This is a genomic window from Sorangium sp. So ce302 (genome assembly GCF_051530145.1).
GTDB lineage: Bacteria > Myxococcota_A > Polyangia > Polyangiales > Polyangiaceae > Sorangium > Sorangium cellulosum_B.
The window spans coordinates 13,317,046-13,335,004 of the sequence record NZ_CP150326.1 but is presented as its reverse complement, the minus strand read 5'-3'; the positions used below and the strand labels follow the sequence as shown (position 1 = coordinate 13,335,004).

General features: G+C 70.8%; 15 protein-coding genes. 12 read left to right on the top strand and 3 right to left on the bottom strand.

The window, feature by feature from the left end; genetic code table 11:
- Positions 1–29: 29 nt before the first annotated feature.
- Both WME73_RS50505 and htpG read right to left on the bottom strand, forming a co-directional pair.
- Entirely contained in the window at positions 30–1,052 is a 1,023-nt protein-coding gene (locus WME73_RS50505; protein ID WP_437914273.1) for a hypothetical protein, read from the bottom strand.
- Between the two features lie 62 nt (positions 1,053–1,114).
- A complete protein-coding gene (gene htpG / locus WME73_RS50500; protein ID WP_437914271.1) occupies positions 1,115–3,103 on the bottom strand; it encodes a molecular chaperone HtpG in 1,989 nt (662 codons plus the stop codon).
- 389 nt (positions 3,104–3,492) lie between these two features.
- Between htpG and WME73_RS50495 the strand changes: the two genes are divergently transcribed.
- Positions 3,493–4,584 (top strand): hypothetical protein, encoded by a 1,092-nt coding sequence (locus WME73_RS50495; RefSeq protein WP_437914269.1) that lies wholly within the window; start codon positions 3,493–3,495, stop codon positions 4,582–4,584.
- A gap of 268 nt (positions 4,585–4,852) precedes the next feature.
- A complete protein-coding gene (gene hisN, locus WME73_RS50490) occupies positions 4,853–5,650 on the top strand; it encodes a histidinol-phosphatase (protein ID WP_437914267.1) in 798 nt (265 codons plus the stop codon).
- A gap of 28 nt (positions 5,651–5,678) precedes the next feature.
- On the opposite strand, the gene WME73_RS50485 is transcribed toward hisN, so the two are convergent.
- Positions 5,679–6,389, bottom strand: coding sequence for a TetR/AcrR family transcriptional regulator (locus tag WME73_RS50485; RefSeq protein WP_437914265.1), 711 nt, complete (start codon positions 6,387–6,389; stop codon positions 5,679–5,681).
- Positions 6,390–6,505: 116 nt separating this feature from the next.
- Here WME73_RS50485 and WME73_RS50480 point away from each other — a divergent pair, with 116 nt between their 5' ends.
- The 10 genes from WME73_RS50480 (at position 6,506) to gspF (ending at position 17,953) form a co-directional block, all read left to right on the top strand.
- A complete protein-coding gene (locus tag WME73_RS50480; RefSeq protein WP_437743421.1) occupies positions 6,506–7,138 on the top strand; it encodes a hypothetical protein in 633 nt (210 codons plus the stop codon).
- A 626-nt stretch (positions 7,139–7,764) separates the two neighbouring features.
- On the top strand, positions 7,765–8,148 hold the full coding sequence (locus tag WME73_RS50475; protein ID WP_437914263.1) for a (2Fe-2S) ferredoxin domain-containing protein: 384 nt from the start codon (positions 7,765–7,767) through the stop codon (positions 8,146–8,148).
- A 14-nt stretch (positions 8,149–8,162) separates the two neighbouring features.
- Positions 8,163–8,606, top strand: a complete 444-nt coding sequence (locus WME73_RS50470) for a hypothetical protein (RefSeq protein WP_437914261.1) — start codon at positions 8,163–8,165, stop codon at positions 8,604–8,606.
- Positions 8,607–8,611: 5 nt separating this feature from the next.
- Positions 8,612–9,178, top strand: a complete 567-nt coding sequence (locus WME73_RS50465; RefSeq protein WP_437914259.1) for an isochorismatase family protein — start codon at positions 8,612–8,614, stop codon at positions 9,176–9,178.
- A 129-nt stretch (positions 9,179–9,307) separates the two neighbouring features.
- A complete protein-coding gene (locus tag WME73_RS50460) occupies positions 9,308–10,714 on the top strand; it encodes a sigma-54-dependent transcriptional regulator (RefSeq protein WP_437743419.1) in 1,407 nt (468 codons plus the stop codon).
- A gap of 205 nt (positions 10,715–10,919) precedes the next feature.
- Positions 10,920–11,903, top strand: coding sequence for a type II secretion system protein GspC (gene gspC / locus WME73_RS50455; RefSeq protein ID WP_437743418.1), 984 nt, complete (start codon positions 10,920–10,922; stop codon positions 11,901–11,903).
- 41 nt (positions 11,904–11,944) lie between these two features.
- The gene (locus WME73_RS50450) at positions 11,945–12,280 is read left to right on the top strand and encodes a hypothetical protein (RefSeq protein WP_437914257.1); all 336 of its coding nucleotides are present in this window, start codon (positions 11,945–11,947) and stop codon (positions 12,278–12,280) included.
- 50 nt (positions 12,281–12,330) lie between these two features.
- Positions 12,331–14,943 (top strand): type II secretion system secretin GspD, encoded by a 2,613-nt coding sequence (gene gspD / locus WME73_RS50445; RefSeq protein WP_437743416.1) that lies wholly within the window; start codon positions 12,331–12,333, stop codon positions 14,941–14,943.
- Positions 14,940–16,718 carry a type II secretion system ATPase GspE gene (gene gspE, locus WME73_RS50440; RefSeq protein ID WP_437743415.1) on the top strand — a complete coding sequence of 593 codons (1,779 nt, stop codon included), beginning with the start codon at positions 14,940–14,942 and terminating at the stop codon, positions 16,716–16,718. Before gspD ends, gspE begins: the two co-directional genes overlap by 4 nt.
- Before the next feature lie 8 nt (positions 16,719–16,726).
- Positions 16,727–17,953 (top strand): type II secretion system inner membrane protein GspF, encoded by a 1,227-nt coding sequence (gene gspF / locus WME73_RS50435; RefSeq protein WP_437743414.1) that lies wholly within the window; start codon positions 16,727–16,729, stop codon positions 17,951–17,953.
- Positions 17,954–17,959 lie beyond the last annotated feature (6 nt).

The window sequence follows — 17,959 nt, the reverse complement described above, 5'->3', positions numbered from 1 at the left end:
CCACGCGGCGCCGCGGCGGCGGGACGACGTCAGGACCCGCGCCGCACGTCGATCCGGCGCGGCTCGTCCTTCTTCGTGAACCAGCTGGATCGGAGCTGCCGGCGGAGGCCTGACGCGAACAGGCAGTCGCGGAACGCGTTCTGCTCGAAGGTCACCGCGCTGTGCGCGAGCGGGACCTGGATGAAGATGGCGCGGCCGTCCAGGAGCTGCTTGCGCGTGAGCTCGCCCGGGCGCCGCTCGTGAAGGCAGGCGACGCCCTGCGCCTCGAGCGCACGCTCCAGCTCGAGGTTGAGCCGCCGCACGTCGCCGGCGACGAAGTGGCTGATGAGCTTGTGCCTGTCCCGCCCCGTTCGGCCCTTCCGCTCGAGCACCCAGTCGCGGAACGCGTCGACCTCGCCGTACAGCGCGTCGAACAGGTACACCTCGTTCACCTCGCAGCCGCCGTGGCGCAGGCACGCGGCCGCGACGCGGTATCCGCCCGAGTGCGCCGACAGGCAGAGCGTCCCGAGCCTCGCCTGCCGCGGGATGGCGCGATCGCCGAGCGCCCGCCGCGCCGAGGGGCTCGCGAGCACCGACGCGAGCTCGCCGCACAGCCGCCGGAGGCCGCCCTTCTGCCCCAGCTTGCCCGGGGGCGACTCCGCCGCGTTCACCGCGCACTGCGGCACCACGAGCACCGCGTTCTGCTTGCTCTCGTGGAGCTGCTCGCGGAGCTTGTGCGCCGCGATGGCCCGCTCGGCGGTCGTGACGTGGCCGTGGAAGTGGATCACGAGGTCGAGCTCATCGCTCTCCGGCGCGCGGTAATGGGCCGGCACGAAGACCATCGCCGTGGCGTCCTGGTAGGGAGCCCCGTCGCAGGGAAACGGCGCGTTCGACAGCTCGATCTTCAGCGTCACGCCGATGTCCGACGCCTCGACGGCCCTCACCCTGGAGGCCGCCCTGGCGAGCGCCGGCGCCGGCGCCCAGAGCCCCGGCGCGGCCAGGGCGCCGCCCGCCGCGCCGAGCGCTCGGAGAAAGGCCCGGCGGCCGAGCGCCGGTGTTGCGATTCGGGACATCCTGGCGACCTCGTCCCGCGCCTATCACCGACGCTCGACCCCGGCCAAGAAACCGCGGCTCGTCAGGGCTGGCTGACGGCGGCGGAGCTGACCTGCGCGAGCAGATCCTGGATGCGCCGGACGAGCTTCGCCGGCTCCTGGACCACGCCCTCGACGAGGAGGGCCTGGTCGAGGAGGAGCTCGGACCACTGCTTCACCCGCTCCGAGCCGGCCTCGCGCCCCGCCAGGATATTGAGGTTCTTCACCACCGGGTGGCCCGGGTTGAGCTCCAGGATCCGCTTGGATTCCCCGGTATTCTGGTCGATGAGCTTCATGATCCGCTCGAAGTTCGCCCCTGGATCGCCCTCGGCGGCGACGAGGCAGCTCGCGCTGTCGGTCAGGCGCCGCGAGACGCGCACGTCCTTCACCCGGTCGCCCAGCGCCGCCTTGACCGCCGCCACGGCCGCGTCCACCGACGCCTCCGGCTCGTCCTTCTTCTCCGGTTCGGCGCCGAGGTCGACATCGCCGTGCATCACGCTCTTGAGGCGGCGCTTGTCGAACTCGTTCAGCGACTGCACGAACCACTCGTCGACCGGATCCACGAGGAACAGCACGTCGTAGCCGCGCTTCCGGAACGCCTCGAGGTGCGGGCTCTGCTCGACCGCGTGGCGGCCGAGCCCCGTCACGTAATAGATCTCCTTCTGCGCCTCCGGCATCTTCGCCACGTAGTCGCGGAGCGAGATGACCTTGCCGGCCTCCGTGTTCATCGACTCGAACCGGCAGAGCTCGGCGATCGCGTCCTTGTTCTTCCAGTCGTTGGTGACCCCCTCCTTGATGACCCGGCCGAACTCCTTCCAGAAAGCCGCATAGCGCTCGGGCTCCGACTCGGAGAGGTCCTTGAGCGACTTGAGCACCTGCTTGACGATCTGCTGCTCGATCTGGGAGAGCGTGCGGTTCTCCTGGAGCATCTCGCGAGAGACGTTCAGCGAGAGGTCCTCGGAGTCGACGACGCCGCGCAGGAAGCGCAGGTACATCGGCGTCAGCTTGTCGCAGTCCTCGACGATGAGGACCCGCTTCGCGTAGAGGCGCACGCCCCTGCGGTCCTTGTGGAACATGTCCGCCGGCGCCTTCTCGGGCACGTAGAGCAGGGCGTGGAACTGCACGGGCGCGTCGATCGACAGGTGCACGGTGAGCAGCGGCTTCTCCCCCTCGTAGCCGCCGGTCACGTGCCGGAAGAACTCCGCGTGCTGCTCCTCGGTGATCTGCGACTTGGGCAGCGTCCAGAGCGCGGCCGAGCGGTTCGCGACCTCGTCGTTCACCTTGATGGGGAAATGAACGAAATCCGAGTACTTGCGGATGATCTCCTTGATCCGCCACACCTTCGTGTACTCGCGCGCGTCGTCCTTGAGGTGGAGGACGATCTTCGTGCCCGGGTGCTCGCGATCGCCGGGGGCCACGGTGAAGGAGCCCGCGCCGGACGAGCGCCACAGGACGGGCTCCGCGCCCGGCAGCATCGAGCGGGTCTGCACGTCGACGCGCGCGGCGACCATGAACGCGGCGTAGAAGCCGACGCCGAACTGGCCGATGAGCTGGAGCTTGCCGCCGTCCTTCTTCTGCTTGGCGGCCTCAGCGTTGGCCTTCAGGAATTCCAGCGACCCAGAGCGGGCGATGGTGCCGAGGTTCTGCACCACCTCGTCCCGGGTCATCCCGATGCCGTTGTCCTCGATGGTGAGGGTGTGGGCGGCGTCGTCGAGCGTGATGAGGATCGCGGGCTCGCCGGCTTGTTCAGCGACGCCTTCGCGCGTGAGGGCCAGGAAGCGGGCCTTGTCGAGCGCGTCCGACGCGTTCGAGATGAGCTCGCGGAGGAAGACCTCCTGGTTTGCGTAGAGCGAGTTGATGACCAGCGCGAGGACCTGCTGCACCTCGGCCTGGAAGGGGAGCTCGACCGCGCCGGCGGCCTTGGCCTCCTCGGACGGGGTCGACGCGGGCGTCTCCGGGCCCGGGGCCGCACCCGAAGGCTCGGCAGAGGGCGTGGAACCGCTGGTTTCGGGGTTCGGGCTTTCCGTGTTCATGTCGGCGACCAAATGGATCCGATTTTCGAAAGGGCAATCCCCCGGCGCGCCGCGGGGCGTCCCCAAGACGCGCCGCGGTGTGTCGCCTCGCTCCGAGCGCGCTCCGCGGCCAGCTCGAAGCCTCACCGCCGCGGCGCCCCCCGGCCGAGGTAAGGGGCTCACCAGGCCGCGGGCCAACGCCTGCGTCGAGGTCGGGATCTGCGCGCCGGGTCGTCACGTTCAGGTCGCTGTGCGCGATCCCCGCATCCCTGCCCGGCTTTTCCGGTGGGTAAGGGTTTCTTCATCAGGTCGCCGGAGCTAGATTCACCGGCGTTGCACCCTCGCCGTCGTGGAGATCTGTTGTGGTAGCACTTCTCCGTGCAGTCCTCCGTGTTCTCCCGGCAATCGGCGTGCTGGCCGGGGTGCTGGCGCTCGCGGGGTGCGGCGATCGGGGCAAGACGGCCGATCGGGACGTGAAGCGTCCGCCCGCTGTGCTCCAGTTCGACGGCTATGTCTACGTCCCGACCGGGACGAGCGATTTCAAGATCCTCGAGCGCGTGCGGACGCAGACGCGATCGGTGTTCACGGGGCTGCGGAAATCCCGGGTGATGGTGAGCCGGCGCGAGGTCCAGGGCGCGACCACGGACAACTTCGCCAAGGAGGCCGTGACCGTCGTCGACGCCGCGGGGCACCGCACCCTCGCGCTCCGCGTTCGGTACCGCTTCGTGGCCCGGCCGGAGGTCGCGAACGGCATCGACGATCGCAAGGAGCTCCCGCTCGGCCTCCTGCACCGGGAGGATGACGAAGTCGCGGAGCGCATCCACGAGGAGTGCACGCCGCCCCAGGAGCGGAGGAAGGGGGGCGCCAGCGCCGTCGGCCTCGACTTCGATCCGTCCCTTCCGAGCTGCAAGGCCGCGATGGCCGCGGAGCAGGCGGCGATCGACGCGGCGCGCGCGAAGGTGCCCGAGCTCGCGGGCGGGCCGCCGGCCTCCGTTAAGGACACCGTGGTCCCGATCGAGGAGGCGCGGCGCCTGTATATCCCGACCCAGGTGACCGTCGAGCTCCGCGATCGGAAGCCGGGCGAGGTCGCGCCGCGCTTCGTCCCGGTGGATCGACCGGAGGAGGACGCGCGGGTCGCGACCGCGGAGCCGGGCGGCGCCGAGCACCCCGAGCGGCTCGAGCCGGCGGTGGTGCTCATCGACCCGGATCTCAAGATGGAGCGGACGCCCGAGGAGAAGGCGATCGCCGAGGGTACCCTGCTGCCGAAGATGCCCGCGACCGGCGGCACTGGCGTCGCGAGCGGCGCGAGCGGCGCGAGGCGAATCGAGGTCGTGAGCCCCGCGGTGGCGCAGGCGCAGCAGCGCAAGGCGGAGGCCGCGACCGCGAACGAGCGCTTCGAGATCCCGTTCGAGACGCTGACCGACCCGAAGTTCCTGGTGGTCTGGTTCAGCCTGCTGATGGCGTACCCGATCCTCCGGGGCGATCCGCGGAAGAAGCGCTGACGCGCGCCGCAACGCGCGCCTCGCCGAGAGGAGCGACGGCGCGGCGCTCGGACCGGCGCGGGCACAGGACGCCGCGATCGCGGGAGGCGTCCGCTACGATGCCCGCCACGCGCCGGAGTCGTCGAGCGCCCAGGGGGCGACGCGACCTCATGCGGCCTGATGCGGAGCTCGCTCCGGGGTGCTGCGAGGCGAGGTGGTTGCCGTGAGCGGGCGGCGCGCGTAGGGGATCGCGCCGTGAGGCTCGCGTCGAGGGCCCACGGAGGAGACGATGACCCCTTCCCAGGACCTGGTCGAGCTGGCAGAGCGGCTCGCGGACGCCAGCGGCGCCGTGATCCGGCGCTATTTCCGCAAGGGCATCGAGGCCGACGACAAGGCGGACGCGAGCCCTGTCACGATCGCCGACCGCGAGGCCGAGGCGGCGATACGCGAGCTCCTTGCCGCGCACGCCCCGGGCCACGGGATCGTGGGAGAGGAGTTCGGCCGCCAGAACGAGGGGGCGGAGCTCGTGTGGGTGCTCGATCCCATCGACGGGACGAAGGCGTTCATCACGGGCAAGCCGCTCTTCGGCACGCTCATCGCGCTGCTGCACCGGGGCCGGCCGGTGCTCGGCGTCATCGACCAGCCCGTCCTCGGCGATCGCTGGCTCGGCGTCCTGGGCCGGCAGACGCTCTGGAACGGCGCGCCGGCGCGCGTCCGCGCGTGCGCGGGGCTTTCGCTCGCGCGCCTCTCCACCACGGGCCCGCAGTACTTCCCGCCGGCGAAGACCCGCGCCTTCGGGGAGGTCGCGTCCCGGGCCAAGCTCGTGAGCTACGGCGGCGATTGTTACCAGTATGGCCTCGTGGCGAGCGGCAGCATCGATGTGGTCGTCGAGTACGGCCTCAAGCTCCACGATTTCGCGGCGCTCGTCCCGGTGATCACCGGCGCCGGCGGGGTCATGACGGACTGGGAAGGGCGCCCGCTCGACGCCGCGAGCGCCGGTGACGTGGTGGCCGCCGGCGACCCGCGCGTCCACGCCGAGGTGCTCGCCGCGCTCCGCGCCGGCGATCCCCGGCAGGGCGCGCGCTGACGCGCGCCGACGTTGGAGCGCCGGCGCCTCACGCCCTGAGCCCTCGGAACTGGAGGGCGAGGGAGCTCTTCAGCACAGGATCCAGCGCGGCGCCGAGCGTCACGAAGCCGCTGAGCCAGGACAGGAGCGCCGCGAAGTAGAGGGCGAACACGTTGTGCGCCGCGGCGAGCGGGTCGATGTCGCCCGCGACCTCGCCGCGCGCCTGTGCGTCGCGCACGAGGCCCGCGATGCGGTGCAGGAACGCGAACGTGAGCGCGTTCAGCCGCTCTCCGTTCGGGCCCGACGCGGCGGGGAAGGCCTTCACGAACGCCTGCGAGACGAGCGGCTGTTCGCCGTACATCGCGAACAGCCGCTGGAACACGTGGAGCAGCTGAGCGAGCAGGGGCTCTTTGCGCGGCAGCGCCTCGAACGCCGCGTCGACAGCGGCCGCGAGCCGGTCGTGCATCACCATCATGAGCAGGTCGGGCTTGTCGCGCGCGTGCACGAACACCGTCCCCGTCGCGACCTCCGCGCGCTCCGCCACCGCCTTGGTCGTCGTGCCGTCGTACCCGAGCTCGGTGAAGAGCGCCCACGCGGCGTCCCGGATCCGCCGGCGGGTGTCGAGCTTCTGCTGGGCGCGCCCGCCGCGCTCGGGCGCCGAAGCGATCGGCGCGGACGCGACCGGCGCCGGCGCGACCGGAGCTCGCGGCGCCGCGGCTCGCTTCCGGCGTTTCGTCGCGTCTGGAATGACCTTGCTCATCGACCGGGCAATCTGTTGCCGCGGATGCTCCCACGTCAAGCGGAGATCTCCTTGACAGAACGAGCGCGAAGAATGACCATGATCAGTGACTGAAGTCATCGAACGAGGGTGGTGCCATGGCTCTGGTGCATTACGACGAAGGCCTCACGATGCGGGAGGCGCGGGCGCTCTACTTCGAGGTGAACCGCTTCGGCGCGGACGGCGGGTACGGCGACGCGTGGGTCGATTTCAAGCTCGGTCCGCTCCCCGTCCCGTTCCCGAACACCCGGGCGCGCGTGCGCGCCGTGCGTTACCACGACCTGCACCACGTGCTGACGGGCTACGACACGAACGCGATCGGCGAGTTCGAGATCGCGGCCTGGGAGCTCGGCGCCGGCTGCAAGGGCTTCGTGGCGGCCTGGCAGCTCAACCTGGGCGGCCTCTTCGCGGGGCTGCTCTCGGCCCCGCGCCGGACGATTCGCGCGTTCTTCCGCGGCCGCCGCAGCGAGAGCCTGTATGGCCGGCCGTTCGAGGCGCTGCTCGATCGAGAGGTCGGCGAGCTGCGCAGGGAGATGCGCGTCGATGAGCGCTCTTCGTCCGGTTCCAGCCCGGCGGCGCTCGACGTGCTCTGGCTCGCGCTCGCGAGCCTCGCGGGGATGGTGGTCGGCGTCCTCGGGTTCGCGACCGTGCTCTTCGTGGCGCCGATCGGGATCGTGAACCTCGCGCGGCGCCGGCACCGCGCGCGCACCGCCGCAGAAGCCGGGGCCTGAGGCGAGGAGCCGCCCGGCGTTCACGCCCCGAGCAGGTTACGAGGGTTCAACGAACCCCCAGCACCTTCTCGCATACTCCACGACCACCTTTGCGACACCGTGCTCAATCGATGACACCTCCGCACGAACAAAGTCGCCCTTGAGAGGCCCACCGGAAGCAAGGACAGTATACGGGCCGTTATCGGACGGACCTCTACCACCATCAAGCTTTATGAGGACGATCGCCCCGTCGCTGCGCATGCGCTCCAGGATCGGGAGGACCGCATCGATTCCTCTCCACTGCGCTGAAACTGGGCTCAAACCAAGGTAGCTTGCTACCATTGGAATGAGGCTATAATCACCTGTAGCCATGAAAACCCCTGGGGTGTGACACAGTAGCCTCGTGTCAAAACGCAGTCTCGATAACCTTTACGAACGGGGTTCCGAAGAAGTCTGAACCGCCAAGATCGTCGACAACCTCCGAGTACGGTACGCCACCGGGCCCAAGAATGCCTCGCGCACAGCATCTGTGCGCCCGTCCGGCCGCCGACCCGCCCCCTGGCGAAGCTCGACGCGCGCCCCCGGCGCATCCCGCCCTACCTCTCCCCAGCTTGACCTGGCCCCCGCGACGCACGAGGATCCGCCTCGTGCCCCAGCGAAAGCGCTACCTCTTCGTCTGCGTCAACCGCCGCCCCGACGGCGTTCCCAAGGGCTCCTGCGCTCAGCGCGGCGCCGAGGGCATCCACGTGCAGCTCAAGGCCGCGCTCGCCGAGCGGGGCCTCGCGAAGGTCGAGGCGCGCGCCTGCTCCGCGAGCTGCCTCGACGTCTGCTGGGCGGGCCCCGTCATCGCCGTCGAGCCGGACGGCTACTTCTACGGCCGCGTGACCCCCGCCGACGTCCCGGAGATCGTCGATGCCCTCGCCTCCGGCCGCCGCGTCGAGCGGCTCGTGCTCCCGCCCGAGGATTACACCGAGGCGACGGCCGCCCCGCCGCTGCCGGCGCCTCCCCGGGGCGCGCCCCCGCAGGCGTGATGGGCGGAGGCGTGATGCGCGGCTTCGAGTTCTGCGAGACCATGGCCGGGAGCTTCCACCTGGTCGACTCGCCCTCCGACGAGCGGCCCATGTCGTTCACGATCCGCGCGCGCTCGCGCGGCCTCCTCGCCTTCCTGCGCAAGCCCGAGGTCGAGATCGAGGGCGAGATCGACGCCGAGGGCTTCGCCGACCACCGCTACCTCTCCGGGCGGCTCGGCCTCGACGTCGTGCGCACCGGCACCCTGCCCTACTCCTTCGAGTTCACCGCCAACGACGGCCGCCGCTGCGCGTTCGCCGGCCGGAAGACCGTGCGCCCCGGCGATCTCATGACGTCGATGACCGTCCTGCCCGGCGTCCTCGTCGGAGACGGCGGCGCCCTGATCGGCGAGGCGCTCCTCCGCTTCGACCTGCGGAGCGACCTGCTCCGGTTCCTGCGGAGCTTCCGGGCCACGAGGTAGCCACCATGCAAAGGATCGAGCCCACAGACAGCGCGGTCATCGTCATCGACGTGCAAGAGAAGCTCGCCGGCGCGATGCCGGCGCCCCAGATGGACGCGCTCACCCGCGCGGCCACGGTGCTGATCGAGGCGGCGCGGCGGCTCGGCGCGGCGGTCATCGCCACCGAGCAGTACCCCGCAGGCCTCGGCCCGACCGTCGCGCCCATCGCCGAGCGGCTCGCCCAGGCGGGCGCGCCCGTCATCCCCAAGATGGAGTTCTCCGCCTGCGGCTCCCCCGAGTTCGAGCGCGCCTTGCGCACGTCGACCGGGCGCGCGCCCCGCGCCGCCATCGTCGTCGGCGTGGAGGCGCACGTCTGCGTCTTCCAGACCGTGCGCGACCTCGCCGCGCGCGGCGTCCTCGTCCAGGTCCCGCTCGACGGCGTCGCCTCCCGCCGCGACGACCACCGGCTCGCCGGCCTCGATCTCTGCCGCGCCGCAGGCGCCACCATCACCACCGCGGAGACCGTCGTCTTCGACTGGCTCAGGATCGCCGGGACGGACGACTTCAAGCAGCTGTCGAAGCTCATCCGCTGACGGAGCCCGCGATCTTCGCGGGCAGCGCGCGGGACCAGGTCGGCGTGTCAGTTTGTCAGGCGCCGGCTCGGACGTTGTCAGACCCGTGCTCTCCTGGACATGCCGCCGACGCCTGTGACACAGTGGCGCATGGCTGACGATCTGGCACAGGTCCCCCCGAGCGCGCCGCCCGCTGGCCCCGTCGCGCCGCCGCCCGGCGCGCCGACGGTCCTCGTGGTCGATGACGAGCCGTCGAACGTCGCCTCCATCGAGAAGATCTTCCAGCGCGACGGCATGCGCGTCATCACGGCGGACAGCGCGAAGGCGGCGCTGGAGATCGTGCGCAGCCGCCGCGTCGAGGTCGTCCTGACCGACCTGATGATGCCGGGCGTCAGCGGCCTCGAGCTGCTCCGCGCGCTGAAGCAGCTCGCGCCCGACACCGAGGTCGTGATGATGACCGCCTACGGGACCGTCGAGACCGCGGTCCAGGCCATGCGCGAGGGCGCCTACGACTTCGTGGAGAAGCCGCTCAAGCGGATGACGATCATCAAGAGCGTGCGCAAGGCGGCCGAGCGCCAGTCGCTCGTCGCCGAGAACCGCTCGCTCCGGCAGGAGATCAAGCTGCTCACGAAGCGCGAGATCGTCGGATCGAGCCCGACGCTCCGCCGCGTGCTCGACATCGCGACCCAGGCGGCGCCCTCGAGCGCCACGGTGCTCGTGCTCGGCGAGAGCGGCACCGGCAAGGAGCTGCTCGCGCGCTTCATCCACGAGCGCAGCGCGCGATCGCGAGGGCCGTTCGTCGCGGTCAACTGCGCGGCCATCCCGGAGACCATCCTCGAGGCCGAGCTCTTCGGCCACGAGCGCGGCGCGTTCACCGGCGCCCTCGCGAAGCGCGACGGCCGCTTCGCCAAGGCGGCCGGCGGCACGCTGTTCCTCGACGAGATCGGCGAGCTCTCGCCCGCCGTGCAGGTGAAGCTCCTCCGCGTGCTGCAGGAGGGCGAGTACGAGCCCGTCGGCGGCGACACGGTGCGCGCCGACGTACGCGTGGTCGCGGCCACCAACAAGGACCTCCGCGCCGAGGTCGCCGCCGGCCGCTTCCGCGAGGACCTGTTCTACCGGCTCAACGTGATCGCGATCACGGCGCCCCCGCTCCGGACCCGCCGCGAGGACATCCCGCTCCTCGTCGACCACTTCCTCGGCATCTACTGCACGAAGAACAACCGCCCCCGCCTGGAGGCGCCGCGCGACGTGCTCGCGCGCCTGACCGACTACACGTGGCCGGGCAACGTGCGCGAGCTCGAGAACGTGATCGAGCGCGCCGTGGTCCTCTGCCGCGGCGACCAGCTCTCCGTCGACGACCTGCCCGACTTCATCCGCGAGGCCGCCCCCGCCGAGCCGAGCTCGCTCACCTTCTCGGTCGGCACGCCCCTCGACGAGGTCGAGCGCAGGCTCATCCGCGAGACGCTCCGCCACGCCCGCGGGGACAAATCCGTGGCCGCGCAGTTGCTCGGCATCTCCACGCGCACCATCTACCGAAAGCTCGGCGAGCTGGAGTGACGCCGCGCGCGCCGTCCCGCGGACACGGCGCGCTCCCGTGCGCCGGCACCCCGCGGAAATCCATTTGTCACTTTGGCAACGAAGGGCGTCCGACGCGGCTGGGGTGCGTCACCTTGGCGGGACAGCTTCCGAATTTCCGAGAAGACGCGGCGAACCACCGGCGATTGACCGCTGGCATGAAACTCGCCTAGAGGAGGATGGGCGCATGGGCATCGACGCGATCCTGAAGCGGTATTTTCCCTGGGTGCTGGGCGCGCTGATCGCGCTCGCCGCCTATTTCCAGGCGTCGGGCATGGGTCAGCTGGTGGTCTCCAGCGTCGCGATCGACGCCCCGCCGGCGCCGCCCAGCCCTCCGACGCGCCCGGCGTCGTTCGGGTCGACCGCGAGCAGCACCGACCACGCGACGAGCGCCGCGGCGATCCTCTCGCGCAACCCGTTCGACTCGGTGACGGGGCCGCTCGACGGCAAGCCGGTCGAGATCCCGAGCGCCCCGCACGAGCTGCCCAACAAGGACCCGTACGCGGACCCCTCCTGCGACGGCGCCCGCGTCCTCCTCATCACGCAGGCCGACGATCCCGCGTGGTCGTTCGCGGCCATGGCCGGCTCGGACGGCAAGGCGATCTTGCGCCGGCAAGGGGATGAGATCAGCGGGCAGACCGTTTACTACGTGGGGTGGGATCGGGTCTGGCTGACGTCCGGCAGCTCGCGGTGCCAGGCCATCGTGGGCAGCAACCACGCCGTCGCCCGCGCCAGCGCGACGCCGTCGCCGGCGCCCGCGACGCCGTCGACGAGCGCGGCGTCGAAGCCCGCCGCCCGCGGCGGCAAGAAGATCCCGCCGGAGCTCGCCGCGAAGATCCAGCGCGTGAGCGAGAACGAGTTCAACGTGGAGCGCAGCGCCGTCGACCACATCCTGGAGAACCAGGGCGAGCTGATGCGCTCCGCGCGTATCGTCCCCGAGAAGGAGGGAGACAAGGTGGTGGGCATCCGTCTCTTCGGGATTCGCCCGGACTCTCTGCTGGGGACGCTCGGGCTGGAGAACGGAGATCGGCTGTCCAGCATCAACGGGTTTGAGATGAGCGATCCGCAGAAGGCCCTCGAGGCCTACGCGCGGCTCCGGACGGCGGACCGGCTCACGGTGAGCATCAACCGCAAGGGCAAGCCGATGAACATCGACTTCAACATCAAGTGAGCGCTCCGGACTGAATCCAGGGACGAAAGCAGGGTAGCGGCATGGCGCGATGGATAGGGACGCTGGACGAGGGGAGCCTGCTCCGGCGGACGCTGATGGTGATCGGCACGTTCGTCCTCGGCTCGCTCACGTTCGTCGGGGTCATGAGCCTCGTCCTCGTGTCGGTCGCCAAGGCCGTCCTGCCGCCCCACGACAAAGAGTCCGCGACGGACGCGACGGAGGAGGCCGACAGCGAGGCCTCCGCCGGCGCGAGCAAGACCGCCCTGGGCAAGACCTCCCGCTCGAAGCGGCCGCGGCCCTCCTCGCCGGCCGCGCGCGAAAGCGCGCCGAACGCGCCGAACGCGCCGAACGCGCCGAACGCGCCGAACGCCGACTGAGCGGCGCCGCCTCCCCCTACCAACCCACGCAGAGAATATCGAGTCGACTGATGGTGATGACGACCCTCGAGCGATCCTGCTGCCTCCGGAGGAGGCTCCTCGCCGCGCCGGTGGCGGCGCTCGTGCTCGCCGCCGCGGCGCCGCCCGCCGCAGCGCAGCCCGCGAACCGCGGCGTCCCCGTGCTGCGGACCCCCGGCCAGGTCCCGCCGCCGCCCGCCCGCCCCGCGCCGGGCGCGCCGGGCGCCCCGGCCGCAGGCGCTCCGCCTGCTGGCGCGCCGGGCGCAGCCGCGCCCGCGCCAGGCGCGCCTGGCGCCCCGGCCGACGCCGGGGACGACCCGCTCGCCGCGGTCAAGCAGGGGGTCCAGGAGATCGAGTTCAAGCCGAAGCCCGGCGGCTACAAGGTCAGCTTCAACCTCGACGAGGCCGACCTCCCCGAGCTCGTGAAGGCTATCAGCAACATCACCGGGCGCCGCTTCATCTACGGCGGCAAGCTCCGGCAGATCAAGGCCACGGTGTACGCGCCGGAGAAGGTGACCGTCGCCGAGGCGTACAGCGCGTTCCTCTCGATCCTCGCCTCGAACGATCTCACCGTCATCCCCCACGGCCGCTTCCTCAAGATCGTGGAGACGCCGGGCGCGGTGTCCGAGACGACCCCCGTGTTCGGGGCCGCCGCGCCCGTGCCCGCGGAGGACCGGTTCGTCACCCGCATGTACCGGCTGTCCCATATCGACGCCAACGACGCGGGCGGCGTCCTGAGCAAGTTCAAATCGAAGGACGGCGACGTCACCGTCTACCCGCCCGGCAACCTGCTCATCATCACGGACACCGGGTCCAACATCCAGCGCATGCTCCGGATCGTCGAGGAGATCGACGTCGGCGGCGCCGGCGATCAGCTCTGGGTGCAGCCCGTTCATTACGGCTCCGCGGCGGAGGTCGCGACCAAGCTGAACGAGATCGTCGACCCGAGCAGGGGCGCGGCGGGCGGCGGCAGGCCCGGCAGGGGCGGCGCCGGCGGCACCGGCGCCCGCATCATCGCGGACGACAGGACCAACTCCCTCATCATCACCGCCACCGAGCCGGACTACCTGCGCGTCCTCGGCATCCTGAAGCGCCTCGACGTGGCGCAGACGGGCGAGGGGCAGGTCCACGTGCTCTCGCTCCAGCACGCCGGCTGCAAGGAGCTGTCGGCGACGCTGAACCAGGTCCTCGGCGGCGGGAGCGGCGGCGGCGCGCCCGTGGGCGGCAGGCCGGGCGCGCGCGCCGCCCCCGCGGTGCCGGGCTCGACCGACGACATCTTCGAGGGGCAGGTCAAGGTCACCTGCGACGAGGCGAGCAACAAGCTCCTCATCACGTCGTCACCCCACGATTACGCCCAGCTGCGCACCGTGATCGACCAGCTCGACGAGCCCCGGCGGCAGGTGTTCATCGAGGCCGTGATCATGGACGTGAACGTCAGCCGCTCGCTCGATTTCGGCATCGGCTACCACGCCGGCGCGCCGTTCGACGGCCTCGACCCGAACGACAGCGTCGTCTACGGCGGCAACAACATCCGCCAGTCCGTCATCGGCCTGCCGGCGCAGCTCGGCGCGCTCGCGCTGGGCATCAAGGGCCCCGCGATCACGGGCTCGAACAACATCCTCGGGACGGGCATCTCGATCCCCGCGTTCGGCGTCGTCCTCCACGCGCTGGCCCAGGACGGCGACTCCAACGTCCTCGCCACGCCGCACATCCTCGCGACCGACAACGTGGCGGCCGAGATCTCGATCGGCCAGAACATCCCGCTCCAGACCAACGTGGGCGGCGGCGGGCTCAACCAGCTCGCGAGCCTGGCGGGCGGCGCGGGCGCCGCGGCGGGCGGGCTCGGCGGGCTCGCCGGCCTGCTCGGCGGCCTCGGCGGCGCCGGCGGCACCGCCGCGCGCCAGGACGTCGGCACGAAGATCAAGGTCGTCCCCCACGTCAACGACTCGGACCAGGTTCGGCTGGAGCTCTCCGAGGAGATCTCCGACGCCGGCGCCCCCCTCGAGGGCGCGCTCGGCGCGATCCCCATCAACAAGCGCACCGCGAGCACCACGCTCGTCGTCCGGGACCAGCAGACGGTCGTGATCGGCGGCCTCATGCGCGACGGCATGACCACCTCGGAGACGAAGATCCCCGTGCTGGGCGACATCCCGGTGCTCGGGTTCCTCTTCCGGCAGCGGGTCAAGACCAAGACGAAGACGAACCTCCTCCTCGTGCTGACGCCCTACGTGATCCGCGACCAGGACGATCTCCGGACCATCTTCGAGCGCAAGATGCAGGAGCGGCAGGAGTTCATCGACCGTTACTTCGTCTTCAGCGAGAGCGCCGCGTGGGAGCCGCCGCGCGACTTCGGCCGCGCGAACGGGCTCCTCGAGGACATCCGCCAGTCGATGCTGGCCGAGGAGGAGCGGGCGCGCCTCGAGGAGGAGGCGCGCCCGAAGGGGCCGCGCGAGCACGTGCCGGTGGATCCGGTCGGCCTGCCGACGTTCGGCGGCAAGGCCACCGGCGCCGCGCATATGCAGCCCGGCGCGGTCGACATGGAGGGCGAGCCGGCCCAGCTGCCGCCGCCCCCGAACGGCGCCCCGCCGCCGCGGCCCACGCGGCGGCCGCCGGGCGGCGGACGGCAGATGGAGCGCGTGGAATGAGCCTGCAGCAGCAGCAGTACCTCGGCGAGATCCTGGTCCGGCGGGGCGTCGTCCCCGCGGAGCGGCTCGTGCCGCTCTACGACACCGTCCGCGAGCGCGGTCAGCAGCTCGCGGAGCTCATCGTCTCGTCCAACATCGCCGACGAGGCGAGCATCGCCAAGGCGCTCGCGGAGGAGTGCGAGGTCGGCCTCCTCCCGCGCATCGACATCGACGCGGTGCCGCTCGAGCTCGCGAGCCGGGTGCCGATCACCTACGCCAAGCAGCACAAGATCCTGCCGCTCGCCGAGCACGACGGGGTCGTCTACTGCGCCGTCGCCGACCCCCTCGACACGACGGCGATCGACGACGTGCGGGCGCTGTTCGGCAAGCCGGTCGAGATCGCGGTCGCCACGAGCGACGCGGTGCTGAACGCGATCAACCGCATCTGGGAGCGCAAGGAGGACGGCGGCGCGAAGCTCGAGGGCGACACGGCGCTCGAGGAGGACAACCTCGTCGACATCATCGACTCGGACGACGACGCCCCGATCATCGCCTGGGTCAACGGCCTCTTCGCGCAGGCGGTCCGCGAGCGGGCGAGCGACATCCACATCGAGCCCGAGGAGCGCGACGTCGTCGTCCGCTACCGGATCGACGGCGAGCTCTACGTCGCGAAGCGCGCCTCGAAGCAGTTCATGGCGCCGATCATCGCCCGCGTGAAGATCATGGCGGCGCTCAACATCGCCGAGAAGCGGCTCCCGCAGGACGGCCGCATCACGCTGAAGATCGCGGGCAAGAGCGTCGACATCCGCGTCTCGACCGTGCCGACGAGCCGCGGCTTCGAGCGGATCGTGATGCGCATCCTGCACAAGGCGTCGGTCCTGCTCGGGCTCGACGACCTCGGCTTCGCGCCGCGCGAGTACGCCGTCATGGACGCGCTCATCCAGCGGCCGGACGGCATCATCCTCGTCACCGGCCCGACCGGCAGCGGCAAGACGACCACGCTCTACGCCTGCCTCAACCGGATCAACGAGCCCAGCCGGAACATCCTCACGGCCGAGGACCCGGTCGAGTACGAGATCGGCGGCATCCACCAGATCCACGTCCACCCCGGGATCGGGCTCACCTTCGCCTCGGCGCTCCGCGCGTTCCTCCGCCAGGATCCGGACGTCATCATGGTCGGCGAGATCCGCGACAAGGAGACCGCCGAGATCGCCATCCACGCGTCGCTGACCGGCCACCTGGTGCTCTCGACCCTCCACACGAACGACGCGGCCGCCGCCGTGACCCGCCTCGTCGAGATGGAGATCGAGCCGTTCCTCGTGCGGAGCAGCGTGATCGGCATCCTCGCCCAGCGCCTCGTGCGCCTGCTCTGCCCGGCGTGCAAGGTCGCCTACCGCCCCTCCGATTACGAGCTGCAGCAGCTCGGCCTCGACGAGGACCGGCTCGCCTGGAAGGCGCGGCGGAAGCTCTCGAACCGCTACAGCGTGCACGGACAGAAATACGATTACATCGGTCAGGACATCGACCGGGCCGTGTTCTACAAGCCCGGGGGCTGCGACGCCTGCAACCAGAAGGGCTTCATCGGCCGGCGGGGCATCTATGAGCTGATGGTCGTCGATGACGCCGTGGGTCCGCACATCCTGAAGAGCGCGGACGCGCAGACCATCAAGCGGGTCGCCATCTCCCAGGGGATGGATACGCTCCGGGATGACGGGGCGCGCAAGGTGCTCAAGGGCATCACCACCGTCGAGGAGGTGCTCGCGGCGACGCAGGAAGACGTCATCGTCGACGAGTAGGGAAGGCCGTGGCGGTATTCGAATACAAAGGCATCCTCGTCGGCACCGGCAAGCCGGTCAAAGGGGTCCGCGACGCGGAGAACGCGAAGGCCCTCCGTGCCGCCCTGCGCAAGGACGGCATCATGCTCACCGGCGCGACCGAGGAGCAGGCCGCGAAGGCGAAGGCGAAGCGCGATCTCAAGATCTTCGCCTTCGCGGGCCGCCCCTCGACGTCGGACGTCGCCGTGATGACCCGCCAGCTCGCGACGCTCATCGGCGCCGGCATACCGCTCTTCGAGTCGCTCAACGCGCTCATCGAGCAGGTCGAGAAGGAGTCGCTGAAGCGGGTGCTCACGCAGGTGCGCGAGCAGGTGCGCGAAGGCACGAGCTTCGCCAAGGCCCTCGAGGCGCACCCCTCGGTCTTCCCGCCGCTCTACGTGAGCATGGTGCGCGCCGGCGAGGCGTCCGGCACGCTCGAGGGCGTGCTGACCCGCCTGACCCTGTTCATGGAGAACCAGGCGAAGCTCGTGGGCAAGGTGACCGCCGCCCTCGCCTACCCCGCGCTGATGGCGCTCATCGGCATCGGGCTCATCTCGGTCCTCATGGTCGCGGTCGTGCCGAACGTGACCGGCATCTTCGCCTCCATGGACCAGGCGCTGCCCTGGTACACGGCGGCGCTCATCGGCACGTCGGCGTTCGCCTCGAGCTACTGGTGGCTCGTCCTTCTCGCGCTCGTGGGCGCGGTGTACGGGTTCCGCCGCTGGGTGCGGACGCCGAAGGGCCGCCTCGCGTGGGACACGTTCGTGCTGCAGGCGCCCATCTTCGGCAAGCTCATCCAGATGCTGTCCATCGCGCGCTTCGCGCGGACCCTCGCGACCCTGCTGTCGTCGGGCGTCGCGCTCCTCAGCGCGATGGATATCGTGCGGAGCGTGCTGGGCAACGCGGCCCTGGAGAAGGTCATCGTCGACGCCATCGCGTCGATCCGCGAGGGCCAGAGCATCGCCGATCCGCTGAAGCGGAGCGGCCGGTTCCCGCCGATCGTCACCCACATGATCGCCATCGGCGAGAGGAGCGGGCAGCTGGAGGCGATGCTGGAGAACGTCGCCAATGCCTACGACTCCGCCGTGGAGACCCGCGTCCAGGTGCTCACGAGCCTGCTCGAGCCGCTCATGATCGTCATCATGGGCGGCGCGGTCGCGTTCATCGCGATATCCATCCTCATGCCACTCATCCAGATGTCGAGCTTCGTCGGGTAGGCGGCT